This is a genomic window from Pantoea sp. Nvir (assembly GCF_009829915.1).
Lineage (GTDB): Bacteria > Pseudomonadota > Gammaproteobacteria > Enterobacterales > Enterobacteriaceae > Pantoea.
Map to the genome: position 1 here is coordinate 240,339 of NZ_SZZW01000001.1, position 14,812 is coordinate 255,150.

Genomic DNA, 14,812 nt, shown 5'->3' on the forward strand with positions numbered 1-14,812 from the left:
AAGGCGATGAAACCCTTTAATGAAAAATCCCTTCAAAAAACTCCCGTTTCTTGTTTTTTCATAGATACAGGGTGTTTTGTGTGGCTCATGTATTAATATGACTTACTACATAACTAAAGTTTGTAGCTTGCAAACACTCTTTGGCACAGCTATCTGTCAAGGTACCCATTAATTAGCTGTCTTCAGTACTTTTCTTACGATTTGAAACGCTTCTTCCTCGATTTGTGTACGATGTTCAATTCCAAGAAAACTTTCTGAATAAATTTTGTATATATCTTCAGTGCCTGATGGCCGCACAGCAAACCAGCCATTTTTAGTCATTACTTTTAGGCCTCCGATCGAGGCACCATTGCCTGAAGCCGCCGTGAGACGTGCAGTAATAGGATCGCCTCCTAGTATGTCGGCACCTACCATTTTCGGTGATAAATTAGAGAGAACTGCTTTTTGCGCTGAAGTGGCTGGCACTTGTAAACGATTATAACTTGGCATACCAAAACGTACTGTCAACTCGTTATAATGCTGCTGTGGATTTTTGCCAGTCACAGCAGTAAGCTCTGCTGCCAGCAGGCAGAGAATAATGCCATCTTTATCCGTTGACCAAGCTGAGCCATCGAAACGTAAAAAAGAAGCGCCTGCACTCTCTTCACCGCTGAATCCAAAACTACCTTCAAATAAGCCGTTAACGAACCATTTAAAGCCTACTGGAACTTCTACTAGCTTGCGGCCTATGTCGTGAACTACACGATCAATCATTACGCTGGAGACCAGCGTCTTACCTATAGCGACTTTTCTACCCCACTCAGGACGATGCTGAAATAAGTAATTGATAGCAACAGCCATATAGTGGTTTGGGTTCATCAGACCAGCAGTAGTCACGATACCGTATCGATCACAATCCGGGTCATTTCCGAACGCAAGATCAAACTTATCTTTATATGCTAGCAGCCCGGCCATTGCACATTCAGAGGAACAGTCCATACGCACCACACCATCTTTATCTAAATGCATAAAGCGGAAGGTCTGGTCAATAGCGTCGTTTACAATGGTTAGATTTAGTTTGTAGCTCTCGGCAATACGCTTCCAAGATTCCATACCAGAACCGCCTAACGGATCGACACCGAGCTTTAAACCTGCTTTTTGGATAGACGCGAAATCAATTACTTGTGCTAAACCTTCGACATAAGGCTGAATAAGATCTTTCTCAATAATCCGATCACTCGCCCATGTTTGATTCAGCGGTAGGCGTTTTACTTCTTTTAAGTTTGCTTTAATTAGCTGATTAGCGCGATCTTCTACTATTTTTGTAAGGTTGGTATCGGCTGGTCCTCCATTGGGAGTATTATATTTAAGGCCACCATCTTCCGGTGGGTTATGTGATGGTGTAATGATAATACCATCCGCCTGCGTGATATATCGCTTATTATGTTCTAGAATGGCGTTCGAGATGACGGGAGTTGGGGTATACCCGTTGTTGTGTTGTATAATAACGTCTACGTCATTGGCGGCTAGTACTTCAAGTACGGATAGAATCGCTGGCTCAGAGAGCGCATGCGTATCTTTGCCAACATAGCAAGGTCCAGTAATACCATTTTTCTTACGCTTTTCTGCAATTGCTTGAGTAATAGCTAAAATATGATGCTCATTAAAGCTATGACGTCCTGCGCTACCGCGATGACCGGAGGTGCCAAATTTTACTGCATGGTCATGATTACCTATATCGGGATGCAAGACATAGTACTCTAAAATTAACTGTGCAACGTTAATCAAGTCACTCTGTTGGACGAGTTGTCCGGCACGAGGATGACTAACCATTGGCGTTTCTCCCTGACGCGTCGTTTTTAAATAGTATTGAAAACTTTATGTGCTATCTTTTAAAATAAAAATTTAATATTTTACTTATAAAAGTAATAGCATGATTGCATCATGATACCTGTATGTCTAATATTACTGTTTATAGAATATAACGTTTTCAAGAATATCTTCGGATTTGGATAAGTGCCATTTTAAAGAGTATAATTATTGCCCTAAAATTGAATTATCGGCCAGATAGACTTCCTTGATGAAGTTATATATTGCTATTTCAATACTTGAAAAGATATATGTACATTAATTTAAGTTGATATGCGCAACTACTACCTGCAGCTATGCACCTTACAATGTGTTAAAATTTTTATGGCACAGGATATATTTGATACTACCAGTTATGATAGTATATTAATTGGATTAATGTCATTACCACGAAATTCTTAGCAATAATTCGTATCTGAAGTATTAGTGTAGTTAAACATCGTGTGGTATATGCAATACATCAAAGCACTAACTATTGGTTGTGTCATTCTTTGACGATAGTAAGTAACCCTTGAAGATTATGGCTTTTATGGAGAGGATAGTAGTGTTGCTGAGTTAATTTTCGGTGTTCTATAGGTGCAGGTTTTTAGCTATGGTGAAAAGCAATGATTCATCTCTTAAAAAAATGAAGACAAAAAATTATTTTTCTATTTTTAGCATTGGAGCTCATCATCTTTTGTAAGATGAATCGTACGATAATGCACTAATGTTTACAGCCTCCCATTTTTTAAGTCGTAGCAGTCTATTACGTTATAGAACGTCCTATTTATTTCTTAGGATGCATAATCCATAGTAAAAGAATCTTTTAATATGTACCATATGGTAGATGTTTTTCAAAAGATTATTATCTCCATCTACCAAAAAAAGTCTGTTAGTGTGCAATGAGATACTCTACTACACATCAATAAAGCACAGTCCATGAAACAACGTGCAAAGACCAGCAAAATTGTAGATGCGATTAATAATAAACCCAAAGATAGGCAACACACTATCCACTATAGTGCACTTATTGCACAAATTTTACTGTATGGCTTACACTAAACCAAATCGAGTAAAATGCACGCAAGAACACATTTAGAAAATTTTAAAAATTTTAAATTTTACCTTGTTGACTTCTCTGCTATCACTCGTTTACTTGTGCGAACTACGCATAGATCTCATTATTAGCATTTTAAGAGGCTATTATCCTATGGCAATCGTAGGCATCTTTTTTGGTAGTGATACCGGAAATACAGAAAAAATTGCAAAGATGATCCACAACCGACTAGGTAAAAATATCTCTAAATTACATGATATTGCAAAGAGCACAAAGGAAGACATTGAAGCATTTAATATGCTTTTTTTAGGTATTCCAACTTGGTATTATGGCGAAGCCCAGTGTGACTGGGATGATTTTTTCCCAACTCTAGAAAAGATAAATTTTAAAGGCAAATTAGTCGCACTTTTCGGCTGTGGCGACCAAGAAGATTATGCCGAATATTTCTGCGATGCGATGGGAACAATCTACAACATCATTAAACCAAATGGTGCAGTAATAATAGGTCATTGGCCGATAGAAGGCTACTCTTTTGAAGCATCTAAAGGCTTAGCTGACGACAAACATTTTCTTGGCCTGACTATCGACGAAGATCGTCAGCCGGAATTAACTGATCAGCGTGTTGATACCTGGGTTAGTCAAGTTTATGAAAAATTACAGCTACAAGAAATTTTCAATACCTGATTACCCTCTACAAATCTTATGACTTATCTTACAATAATGTTATGATGGTTAGAAAGATAACAACGAAAATCCTGTCCGTCTTACCCGACTTATTATGTATTTACTTACAATCTATGTTCATAGTGGATATTTTTACTTACCCTAATTTTTTATTTCAAGTCTCTATTTTTATAAATAAAACGTAAATGAGGATAGATAATGAAAGACATTTCAGAAAAGATGCTGTCATTAATCTAAAAAATAGGATGATGTACGCATTAATGAAAATGATTCTGTATTAAAGAAAGCTGGTCTGAAAGTTACGTTGTCTAATCTCAAGATGCCGGTAGTACTTCAGGAATATCCGTGCCATCATACCAGCGCGGAAGATTTATATAAAATAAACGTATAATTGATATAAGAAAAAATATGTCTAGCAACCGTTTATCGTGTACTCAATCAGTTTGAGGATGGAGGGAGGCATGGTGATGCGTCACAATTTTGAAAGCGGGAAATCAGTATTCGAATGAACGCAGTAGCAATATCATGATAATTTGATCTACCTTGACTGCGGTATAAGGTAATTAAGTTCCGCAACGAATCGATTGAAACTTGTCAACGTGATATTGTTAGTTATCATGGAATTAATTTGACTAACCATAGCGATGTATTTTTATGGGCATTGTGCTATAGGCAATTGCTGTACAAAAGATGAAAAACTCCATTATTAGGCGTATTATGCAGTATCTTTAAAAGCTGATATACTTCCACTTTTTATATATTGTAGATAGTTATTTTTCTATATACAAAACCAGTATCAAATGACATTTTGTATACTACAATTAATAATTAATAATAATATACACTCGGAATCGTGTTTTATACTTTTAACTAAAAATAAAAACTTATTAATCAATCGTTTGATATTCATTCTTCATGTTTCTACTTAAAACTAACTTAGCAACCCCCCCTCGATATGATTTAAATCGAGGGTGTGGTCACTATAAAAAATCCCCCAATAAAAATAAGATAAGATCAAAAATTTGATCCGGATCATCATTTTTAATGAAAGATGCTTTTAATACAACTTTTATAAAAAATCAGGCTAATATCTTACTTCTTAAGAGGATACAAATTATAGCTATAAAAATAAATGTAGCCTACTAGTTTATAGTTCATCTTACGATTAATTATTAATGTTCGCTTCTGCCCAAGTATCGCGTAATCCCACAGTACGGTTAAATACCAGCTTATCTGGTCGAGAATAGTGGCTGTCAGCACAGAAATAGCCCTTACGTTCAAACTGGTAAGAAGTATCAGGCATAGTGTTCTGTAGAGATGGCTCAACAAACCCTTGGTGAATCTCCAGCGAATTTGGATTAATGGTGGTTAGAAAATGTTCTGCCGATCCTGGATTTGGTACGTTGAAGAGACGATCATAAAGACGAAATTCTGCTGGCAATGCTTGGGTGACCGACACCCAGTGAATAACCCTCTTTACCTTGCGACCGTCATCTGGATCTTTGCGTAATGTATCCATGTCGCAACTGCAGTAAATACAAGTGATGTTACCCTCTTTGTCCTTCACAACACGCTCAGCACGGATCACGTAAGCATTGCGTAGGCGTACTTCTTTGCCTAATACCAATCTTTGGTAGTGCTTGTTGGCTTTTTCGCGAAAATCAGCTCGATCGATCCATATTTCACGACCAAACGGCACATCTCTAGTACACATTTTCATCTTATTGGGGTAATTCAGCATAGTAATGGTTTCATTATACCCTAATGGTAGGTTTTCAATAACTATCTTTAGTGGATCAATTACTGCCATAGCACGTGGCGCGTTTTCATTTAGATCTTCACGAATACAGGACTCTAGTAAAGCCATTTGCACCACATTGTCCTGCTTAGTTACCCCTATCCGGCGACAAAATTCGCGGATTGAATTTGCTGTATATCCACGGCGACGCAGCCCAGATACGGTCAGCATACGCGGATCGTCCCAGCCTTCAACAACTTTTTCACTAATCAACTGCAATAGCTTACGTTTGGACATCACTGCGTATTCAAGATTAAGTCGCGAGAATTCATACTGGCGCGGATGTACCGAAATGGTAATATTTTCCAGCACCCAATCATAAAGATGACGGTTATCCTGGAACTCTAGCGTACAAAGTGAATGGGTAATATTTTCCAGCGCATCGGAAATACAGTGTGTAAAGTCGTACATCGGATAAATGCACCACTTTTTACCGGTCTGATGATGTTTGGCGAACTTAATACGGTAAAGTATTGGATCACGCATCAAGATAACACTAGAGGCCATATTAATTTTCGCACGTAGGCAGGCTTTTCCCTCGGAGAACTTGCCGTTGCGCATCTTCTCAAAGAGAACTATATTTTCTCTCACGCTACGATCACGATACGGACTATTTTTGCCTGGAGTGGTTAAAGTACCACGATATTCGCGAATTTTTTCAGGTGGCAGTTCATCAACATAAGCTAGACCTTTTTTAATAAGTTCAATTGCATAGCAATAAAGCTGATCAAAATAATCTGAGGAGTAACGTACTTTACCATCCCACTGAAAGCCCAACCATTGTACATCACGTTTAATGGATTCAACAAATTCCATATTCTCTTTGATTGGATTTGTATCGTCGAAACGTAAGTTACACTGCCCCTGGTAATCATGAGCGATACCGAAATTTAGGCAAATGGATTTCGCATGACCAATATGCAAGTAACCATTAGGTTCAGGTGGAAACCGAGTATGCACGCTATTATGCTTGCCACTAGCTAAATCTTCATCGATGATTTGACGAATAAAGTTAGTTGGACTGGCTCTAGATTGACTCATCTTTTAATCCTCAATACATCATATAGTGGGGGATTTGTACCACATAGTAATGAAATAATCTCCAACAATGCTTTAAAGGAAAACAGCCATTTTAAAAATGATAAAACAGAATATAGTACTAATTTCACATCTACTTTATGTTGCTACAGCAGCTGGGGTATAACCAGTTCATAACGCTATGTTATCTGTTTCTTTTCCATAGGGGGATTATGTATCCTTCTAATACACAAAGAGAGGAAGCACTGGCTACGGTCTAACACAATGACTACTATTTTCGAGGCCCATAAACAATTAAAGCTTCATTATTATCATTGAACTAATCATCGAACTTGCACTTGCATTTGCACTAAGAAAATTTAGACTTACATTCAGCACGGACGTATCTGTTGTCACTATTGCACAACCTTTACCCTCAACTACCGAGTAACGGTTACTACTTATTTTTATCAAGAATTTTTCATTACTGGTTTCCAGATAAATAAGCCATGACCTTAATCCCTTATGTGAGAAGGTTTCATCAAATATTATTAAACCCAATTATTTTGTCCTGATCTACGTCACCAGTATTCTCATCATCGATACTTGTAATTTTAGATGTCGATACTCACCTACAAGCTCTACTTTTCCAATTAACGCACCTTCGTTTAAAGTGGACAGTTAACATAAGTGTCAATTTACTTTACTGCTATGATGGTAGTTTGTAGTTTTATTTCCACTTATTCTATATCGTCATTAGTGAACGTGTCATGGACACTATACTGCACGTTGCAAGATGCACAGGAAAATAAATTTTCATTTAAAATGATGAAAATTTATGATGTGTTAGTTTTTACTAAAAAAAACTGATAAACAAAGAGGTATATAGTGATTCTTCACACTTTATTTCATGATATAAAAATATGCTGAAACAGCAGCGACCACATAAAAAAATGTCCTGAAACATTCAGGTTAAATAACACTCGTAATCACTGCTATATCATTCTCTTTTCAGAATGAGGTGAAATATGCGACTTATTCCCTTGGCTACCTCTACGCAAGTCGGTAAGTGGGCAGCTCGTCATATTGTAAATCGTATCAATGCGTTTGCCCCTACTGCGAATCGTCCGTTTATTTTAGGACTACCGACAGGCAGTACTTCGCTAGAAGCTTACAAACACCTTATTAAAACACATAAAATGGGCCAGGTTAGCTTCCAGCATGTTATTACATTCAATATGGACGAATATGTCGATCTGCCGAAAGAACATCCGGAAAGCTATTATAGCTTCATGCATCGTAATTTTTTTAATCATATTGACATTAAACAAGAAAATATCAATATTTTGAATGGTAATGCATCAGATATTGATACTGAATGTCTTCAGTACGAAGAAAAGATTCGCACTTTTGGTAAAATTAACCTATTCATGGGCGGCGTCGGTAACGATGGGCATATCGCTTTTAATGAGCCTGCCTCTTCACTAGCGTCCCGTACCCGTATTAAAACATTGACACAAGAGACACGTATAGCGAACTCACGATTTTTTAATTGCAATGTCGATCAGGTACCAAAATATGCACTAACCATTGGCGTTGGCACGTTGCTGGATGCAGAAGAGATAGTAATTTTGGTGACCGGGCAAGCCAAAGCACAAGCGCTACAGGCAGCTGTCGAAGGTAATATTAATCACATGTGGACTATCAGCTGCCTACAGCTGCACGAGAAATCTGTAGTGGTATGCGACGAACCTTCCACTATGGAATTAAAAGTTAAAACTATCAAATATTTCCTAGAAATGGAGAAGAAAAATATGCAAGGCGTGTGAATTAATCTTATAAATTTCTACCTGAAACATTAGAAAAATTCTAACCAGGGAGAAATTAAAATGTACGCATTAGTGAATGGCCGAATCTATACTGGTTATGAAGTTCTGATTAATCATGCTGTGGTCATCTTCGATGGTCTAATTGTGCGCGTTTGCCCATACGGTGAACTACCTAGTCATGTAAGGTTACTGGATGTTTTAGGAGCAATTATTGCTCCCGGATTTATCGATTTACAGCTCAACGGCTGCGGCGGCGTTCAATTTAACGATGATATTGATGCCCTAAGCGTGGGAACGCTGGAAATTATGCAATGTGCTAACGCAAAATCTGGTTGTACCAGTTTTTTACCAACACTCATCACTAGTAGAAATGCATTAATTCAACAAGCGATTCATACCATGCGCGCTTACAAAATAAAACATAATAATCAAGCACTTGGATTACACTTAGAAGGTCCATGGTTGAATAAGATTAAGAAAGGAATCCACAATTCTGATCTAATCAGACCACCCAATCCGGAATTGGTGTATTATTTATGTGATAATGCTGACGTGATCACCAAAGTAACTTTAGCGCCTGAAAAATCCGGCCTGCGTGTGATTCGCCAGCTAACAGAGGCAGGTATTATCGTATCTGCAGGCCATTCCAATGCCACTTATGAGCAAGCCAAAGCAAGCTTCCGATCTGGTATCACTTTTGCGACCCATCTCTATAACACAATGCCCATATTAGTCGGCCGCAAGCCAGGTCTAATCGGTGCGCTGTTCGATTCACCTGAAGTATACTGCGGTATTATTGTAGATGGTTTACACGTCCATTTTGCTAATGTGCGCAACGCAAAACGCATTAAGGGTGATAAACTAGTGCTAGTTACCGATGCCACAGCACCTGCTGGTGGTAATGTTGATACGTTTATTTTTTCCGGAAAAAAAATATACCATCGCGATGGGGTTTGCGTAGACGAGCAGGGTATACTAAGTGGTTCCTCTATTACCATGATAGAGTCAGTATGTAACAGCGTTGAAGATGTAGGCATTCCACTAGATGAAGCACTGCGTATGGCAACGCTTTATCCAGCACAGGCAATAGGCGTAGATAAACAGTTAGGCTCTATTAACGCAGGGAAAGTTGCTAACTTAACTGTTTTCAACCGTGATTTTGAAATACTCAGGACATTTGTCAATGGCGATGATGTCTTAGAGAGTAAAAACTAAATTACTGTTATCGATAATATACAAATAGCAGGCCCCTTTCGTCTTCTGTAACGGCCCCTGCTCCGAAGAAAAATTCGAACAGAATAATAATTCTATGTATGCGATATCTAGCCCTTATTTATTGCTTCATTGCATACCTTAAATGAATATAATAGTGATTTTCCCCAGGTGGGATCTTAGAGTGATTGAGAATTAGAGACGTTACATTGATAATGTAACATTTTATTTCAACTGATTCTACGCTTGATCACTCATATATATTTTTAGTACTTCTATCTCACCTCCCTCTTTATTAGGCACTTTGCGTCATCTATTTATGATCCTTAAGATTTCATTTAGATTAGAGAATATTTAAGATAACAGCATTATCAATAATATTGATGTCAGTAACAGAGCTGCATCTGATTGCATTAAATGCATTGAATAACACATTTTCTCATACATCATGTAGTTATCTATTACTCCCTTCCCATATTAAAAATAATATCGTCTACAAGAAGCAAGTTCAGGAGTCAAAATATGTGTTCTATTTTTGGTGTGTTAGATCTGAAAAGCGATCCGGTTGAATTACGCAAGAAAGCACTAGAAAGTTCTCGCATGATGCGTCACCGAGGACCAGATTGGTCCGGTGTATTCTCTGATGGAAAAGCAATCCTAGCGCATGAGCGTTTGTCTATCGTTGACATTGATAACGGTGCACAGCCGCTGTACAACGCTGATTGCAGCCATGTTTTAGCAGTTAACGGTGAGATTTACAATCATCAGTCGCTACGAGCCGAACTAGGAAATCATTACCAATTTCAAACCGGTTCAGACTGCGAAGTTATTTTAGCACTCTATCAGGAAAAAGGTATCGATTTCCTTGACGACCTACAGGGCATGTTTGCTTTTGTGCTGTGGGACAGAGTTAAGCAGGAGTATCTGATAGGACGCGATCATATCGGCATTATCCCGCTATATATGGGAAATGATGATTACGGCAACTTTTATATTGCTTCTGAGATGAAAGCCCTAGTGCCAGTTTGCAGTTCAATTAAAGAATTCCCACCTGGAAGTTATCTTTCCAGCACTGATGGTGAAATTCGTTGCTACTGGAAGCGTGATTGGATGGAATATGCTGCCGTAGAACATAATATCACTAATACTGCCCTTCTGAAGAGAGCGCTGGAAAATTCTATAAAAAGCCATCTAATGTCAGATGTGGCTTACGGTGTGTTACTCTCAGGTGGTTTAGATTCCTCCATCATCTCAGCAGTTACTAGGCGCTTTGCATCGAAGTGCATCGAAGATCAGAGCAATAGTGAAGCTTCTTGTTTTCACCTGCACTCCTTTGCAATCGGCTTAGAAGGTGCACCGGATCTAAAAGCGGCAAAAACCGTAGCCAATTATCTTGGCACCGTACATCATGAAATACACTTCACTGCGGAAGAAGGTCTGGATGCAATACGTGATGTAATTTACCACATTGAAACATATGATGTTACTACCATTCGTGCTTCGACACCGATGTATTTGATGTCACGTAAAATCAAGGCAATGGGAATCAAGATGGTACTTTCTGGCGAAGGTGCGGACGAAATATTTGGCGGTTATCTTTACTTCCATAAAGCGCCAAATGCCAAAGAATTTCATAAAGAGAATGTACGTAAATTGCAGGCATTGCATCTGTATGACTGCGCCCGCGCCAACAAAGCCATGTCAGCATGGGGTGTAGAAGCACGTGTACCTTTCCTAGACAAGGAATTTCTCGACGTTGCAATGCGCATCAACCCACAGGATAAGTTGTGTGGCAAAAACGGTAAGATGGAGAAACATATTTTACGTGAATGCTTTTCCTCCGATCTCCCAGAAGGGATTCTCTGGCGTCAGAAAGAACAGTTTTCTGACGGTGTTGGCTATAGTTGGATCGATAATCTGAAAAAGGCAGCATCAAAGAAGATAAGCGATCAGCAATTAGTGAGTGCACACTTCCGCTTTCCTTATAATACACCGACATCGAAAGAAGCCTATCTTTATCGAGAAATCTTCGAAGATCTATTCCCATTGCCTAGTGCGGCGGAATGTGTTCCGGGCGGTCCTTCTGTAGCGTGTTCGTCGGCCAAAGCAGTGGAATGGGATGAAACTTTTAAAAAAATAAATGATCCTTCTGGCCGTGTAGTTAGTGTGCATCAGTCTACTTATCAATAGATAACCTAATACATACATTACTATTTCTTCATTTTTAAAGTAATTATGATATAAAAGTCTTATGACGAATCATTCAATGATGAATAGTACTTAAAGACATAAGTAAGCTAAAAATAAAATCAGTCAAAAATATATTGACGTTTCAGTGCTCGATACGCATAATGCGCACCATAACTCCAATGGAGGGAACGCGAAAAGAAGATGGCTACGTAGCTCAGTTGGTTAGAGCACATCACTCATAATGATGGGGTCACAGGTTCAAATCCCGTCGTAGCCACCGTGTTTTTTTGCGGGAGTGGCGAAATCGGTAGACGCACCAGATTTAGGTTCTGGCGCCGTAAGGTGTGCGAGTTCAAGTCTCGTCTCCCGCACCATTTAAGTCTTCGGCAGCCGGATGGGGTATAGCCAAGCGGTAAGGCACCGGTTTTTGATACCGGCATTCCGAGGTTCGAATCCTCGTACCCCAGCCATAATAAAGACAATTTGAATAGTTTGAATAGATAGATAATATTGGGGTGTCGCCAAGCGGTAAGGCACCGGATTCTGATTCCGGCATTCCGGGGTTCAAATCCCTGCACCCCAGCTAAATTTCACGACAAGTCCTTTTTACTCATTCTATTTTTGTCGTTTAGTAAAATGCACTGTAGCTTGAGATTTTTATAGCTGAGAAGGGCTTAATGCTTTTCCCAATTCATAAAGGCTGCGTATAGCCTAGCTGTACTTTGAACTTCCTCTTGAAAAAGGAGGATGGCGTTCTGTGCCGTCGCTGAAATTAAACCCTGTATATACACAATGTGATATGACTATACTTTACAAAGCGTACACTGCTCTGGTAGCGCAATTTAGAAAGTGACTCGAGTTATTTAACTCTTTGTGTACAATGGATCAATTGTACATGCTTCTACGTATTTACTAGGTATTTAATCTGTTTTAGCGGTTCACCGAAGTGCTGCTAATTGCAGATATGTGCATCATAGTATTGAATCACAGCGACGCGAAAATACTGAGTATAAGCCACATACGTAAGCAAGACATAGACTGTTCTCCTAAATTACTATACCCCATATTAAAGGGTATTCTGCCGATGCTTTTCTACCATAAAGTCCTGCAAGTAGTCTAGGGTAGTGGGCAGTTAGGTTAGCATTACTCAGTCTCATTAATTGTACAAGTATAATAACTATGCGCTACAATACGTGCATTTCACTTCACTGCACTAAAATAAATGGCTAGTTTGGCGATGGAAAAATTACATATTAAAACCTGGGGCTGCCAGATGAATGAATATGATTCATCTAAGATGGCTGATTTGCTGAATAGTACCCACGACTATATGTTAACCGAAGAAGCTGAAGAAGCAGACATTTTGTTACTGAATACATGTTCCATTCGTGAAAAGGCACAAGAGAAGGTTTTTCATCAGTTAGGTAGGTGGAAAACTCTTAAAGAACGCAACTCTGAATTGATAATAGGAGTTGGCGGCTGCGTGGCAGCTCAAGAGGGGAATAATATTCGTCAGCGCGCCAGCTATGTGGATATTATATTTGGCCCACAAACCCTGCATCGCTTACCGAAGATGATCAATACTGTTCGCAGTAGCAAAATCCCGGTCACAGATATTAGTTTCCCAGAGATTGAAAAGTTCAACTACCTGCCTGAGCCACGCGCTGGTGGGCCGACTTCTTTCGTTTCTATAATGGAAGGGTGCAATAAATATTGCACCTTTTGCGTAGTTCCTTATACCCGAGGCGAAGAAATCAGTCGTCCATGTGACGATGTTTTATTGGAGATTGCGCAGTTAGCTGAACAGGGTGTGCGTGAAGTGAATTTACTGGGTCAGAACGTCAACGCCTATCGTGGCGAAACCTTTGACGGCAAGATATGCACTTTCGCTGAATTACTGCGTTTGGTTGCTGCTATTGACGGCATAGACCGTATTCGCTTCACCACTAGTCACCCGATCGAATTTACGGACGATATTGTTGATGTATATCGTGATACTCCTGAGCTAGTAAGTTTCTTGCATCTACCAGTACAAAGCGGATCAGACCGCATTCTAACATTGATGAAACGAGCATATACAGTACAAGAGTATAAAACTATCATCTACAAGCTACGAGCGGCTCGTCCCGGAATTCAAATAAGCTCTGATTTTATTATTGGCTTTCCTGGCGAAACCCAGCAAGACTTTGAGCAAACCATGAAGCTAATATCTGATATTAACTTCGACATGAGTTTCAGTTTTATATACTCCGAGCGTCCAGGTACACCAGCCGCGGATCTGCCAGATAACGTATCGGAAGAAGAAAAAAAACAGCGTCTTTACATATTACAGAATCGCATTAAACAGCAGGCGATGGCCTGGAGCCGCCGTATGCTCGGTACTGTGCAACGTGTTCTAGTGGAGGGTACCTCGCGTAAAATTTTGATGGAATTATCAGGCCGTACTGAAACTAACCGTATAGTGAATTTTGAAGGCTCTCCGGAAATGATTGGCAAATTTGCCGATGTAGAGATCATCGAAGTCTACGCAAACTCCCTTCGCGGTAGAGTCGTTCATACCGAAGAGGAAAGTGATATGCACATTATAGAAATGCCTTTCTGCGATGATTGCGCATGCATATAAAGAAAATCAAATCAACGTTGATTCGAACCTTCTGACATTTAAATTTCCTTATAATGCTTAATAACGAACGTATTTTGCGGTGCTGCCCTTTCTTTTTTGTCGTATGGCGTGTTACACCGGTAGATCTCTTTTAGTTTTTTATCTCAGCGAGATGCCATCTTTGTGGAATATTTATTGAACCAATTGACAATCACCCATTGTTAGCCTGTCCGTAAGATTGAAAATAAGGTAAAAGAAATTTAACAATTAGCTCGGCTTGTTGGGGTATTGAGATTTATTGTCATAATAACACATCATAACACATTCAAGCTAAGTATCTATTAGGACTATTTTGCGTTAAAGCCTCTAAAAATATTAGCACACGCTCTATATCGATACCTTGTTGGTGCACGACACCACTCCAAATACTGAATCTAGTATAAGGTCTCTATGGGAATTAAAGAAAATCGTATTTTGGAATCATCATAACTACTAATAGCGTGTAGCGTACCAGGTATAGCAAAATTCGTGCGTTAGTACTGTATTGGTACGGATACAAAATCTATCGGAGGGCGTATTGTAATGACGAATCCAGT

The 14,812-nt window shown here is 39.1% G+C and carries 6 protein-coding genes, 4 tRNA genes and 2 pseudogenes; 10 read left to right on the top strand and 2 right to left on the bottom strand.

Features of this window, described 5'->3' with window-relative positions; genetic code table 11:
* Positions 1 to 168: 168 nt before the first annotated feature.
* Positions 169 to 1,812 carry a phosphoglucomutase (alpha-D-glucose-1,6-bisphosphate-dependent) gene (gene pgm, locus FD729_RS00865; RefSeq protein ID WP_159931414.1) on the bottom strand — a complete coding sequence of 548 codons (1,644 nt, stop codon included), beginning with the start codon at positions 1,810 to 1,812 and terminating at the stop codon, positions 169 to 171.
* Positions 1,813 to 3,037: 1,225 nt separating this feature from the next.
* Here pgm and fldA point away from each other — a divergent pair.
* Together fldA and fur are read left to right on the top strand one after the other, a co-directional pair.
* The gene (fldA, locus tag FD729_RS00870; protein WP_159931415.1) at positions 3,038 to 3,568 is read left to right on the top strand and encodes a flavodoxin FldA; all 531 of its coding nucleotides are present in this window, start codon (positions 3,038 to 3,040) and stop codon (positions 3,566 to 3,568) included.
* A 256-nt stretch (positions 3,569 to 3,824) separates the two neighbouring features.
* Positions 3,825 to 4,278: pseudogene (gene fur, locus FD729_RS05250) on the top strand (ferric iron uptake transcriptional regulator).
* A 455-nt stretch (positions 4,279 to 4,733) separates the two neighbouring features.
* On the opposite strand, the gene glnS reads toward fur, so the two are convergent.
* On the bottom strand, positions 4,734 to 6,407 hold the full coding sequence (gene glnS, locus FD729_RS00875; RefSeq protein ID WP_159931416.1) for a glutamine--tRNA ligase: 1,674 nt from the start codon (positions 6,405 to 6,407) through the stop codon (positions 4,734 to 4,736).
* Between the two features lie 1,004 nt (positions 6,408 to 7,411).
* Between glnS and nagB the strand changes: the two genes are divergently transcribed.
* The 8 genes and pseudogenes from nagB (at position 7,412) to miaB (ending at position 14,298) form a co-directional block, all read left to right on the top strand.
* Positions 7,412 to 8,212 (top strand): glucosamine-6-phosphate deaminase, encoded by an 801-nt coding sequence (nagB, locus tag FD729_RS00880; protein WP_159931417.1) that lies wholly within the window; start codon positions 7,412 to 7,414, stop codon positions 8,210 to 8,212.
* A gap of 60 nt (positions 8,213 to 8,272) precedes the next feature.
* Positions 8,273 to 9,427 (top strand): N-acetylglucosamine-6-phosphate deacetylase, encoded by a 1,155-nt coding sequence (nagA, locus tag FD729_RS00885; protein WP_159931418.1) that lies wholly within the window; start codon positions 8,273 to 8,275, stop codon positions 9,425 to 9,427.
* 519 nt (positions 9,428 to 9,946) lie between these two features.
* Entirely contained in the window at positions 9,947 to 11,614 is a 1,668-nt protein-coding gene (gene asnB, locus FD729_RS00890) for an asparagine synthase B (RefSeq protein WP_159931419.1), read from the top strand.
* Positions 11,615 to 11,817: 203 nt separating this feature from the next.
* Positions 11,818 to 11,891, top strand: a tRNA-Met gene (locus FD729_RS00895).
* 12 nt (positions 11,892 to 11,903) lie between these two features.
* A tRNA-Leu gene (locus FD729_RS00900) sits at positions 11,904 to 11,988 on the top strand.
* Between the two features lie 21 nt (positions 11,989 to 12,009).
* Positions 12,010 to 12,084, top strand: a tRNA-Gln gene (locus FD729_RS00905).
* Between the two features lie 41 nt (positions 12,085 to 12,125).
* Positions 12,126 to 12,197: transfer RNA gene (locus tag FD729_RS00910), tRNA-Gln, on the top strand.
* 654 nt (positions 12,198 to 12,851) lie between these two features.
* A pseudogene (gene miaB / locus FD729_RS00915) lies at positions 12,852 to 14,298 on the top strand (tRNA (N6-isopentenyl adenosine(37)-C2)-methylthiotransferase MiaB).
* Positions 14,299 to 14,812: the final 514 nt, after the last annotated feature.

Excerpts from the sequence above, each read along its gene's own strand:
- pgm (WP_159931414.1), bottom strand. The coding sequence starts at position 1,812 with ATGGTTAGTCATCCTCGTGCCGGACAACTCGTCCAACAGAGTGACTTG.
- fldA (WP_159931415.1), top strand. The coding sequence starts at position 3,038 with ATGGCAATCGTAGGCATCTTTTTTGGTAGTGATACCGGAAATACAGAA.
- glnS (WP_159931416.1), bottom strand. The coding sequence starts at position 6,407 with ATGAGTCAATCTAGAGCCAGTCCAACTAACTTTATTCGTCAAATCATC.
- nagB (WP_159931417.1), top strand. The coding sequence starts at position 7,412 with ATGCGACTTATTCCCTTGGCTACCTCTACGCAAGTCGGTAAGTGGGCA.
- nagA (WP_159931418.1), top strand. The coding sequence starts at position 8,273 with ATGTACGCATTAGTGAATGGCCGAATCTATACTGGTTATGAAGTTCTG.
- asnB (WP_159931419.1), top strand. The coding sequence starts at position 9,947 with ATGTGTTCTATTTTTGGTGTGTTAGATCTGAAAAGCGATCCGGTTGAA.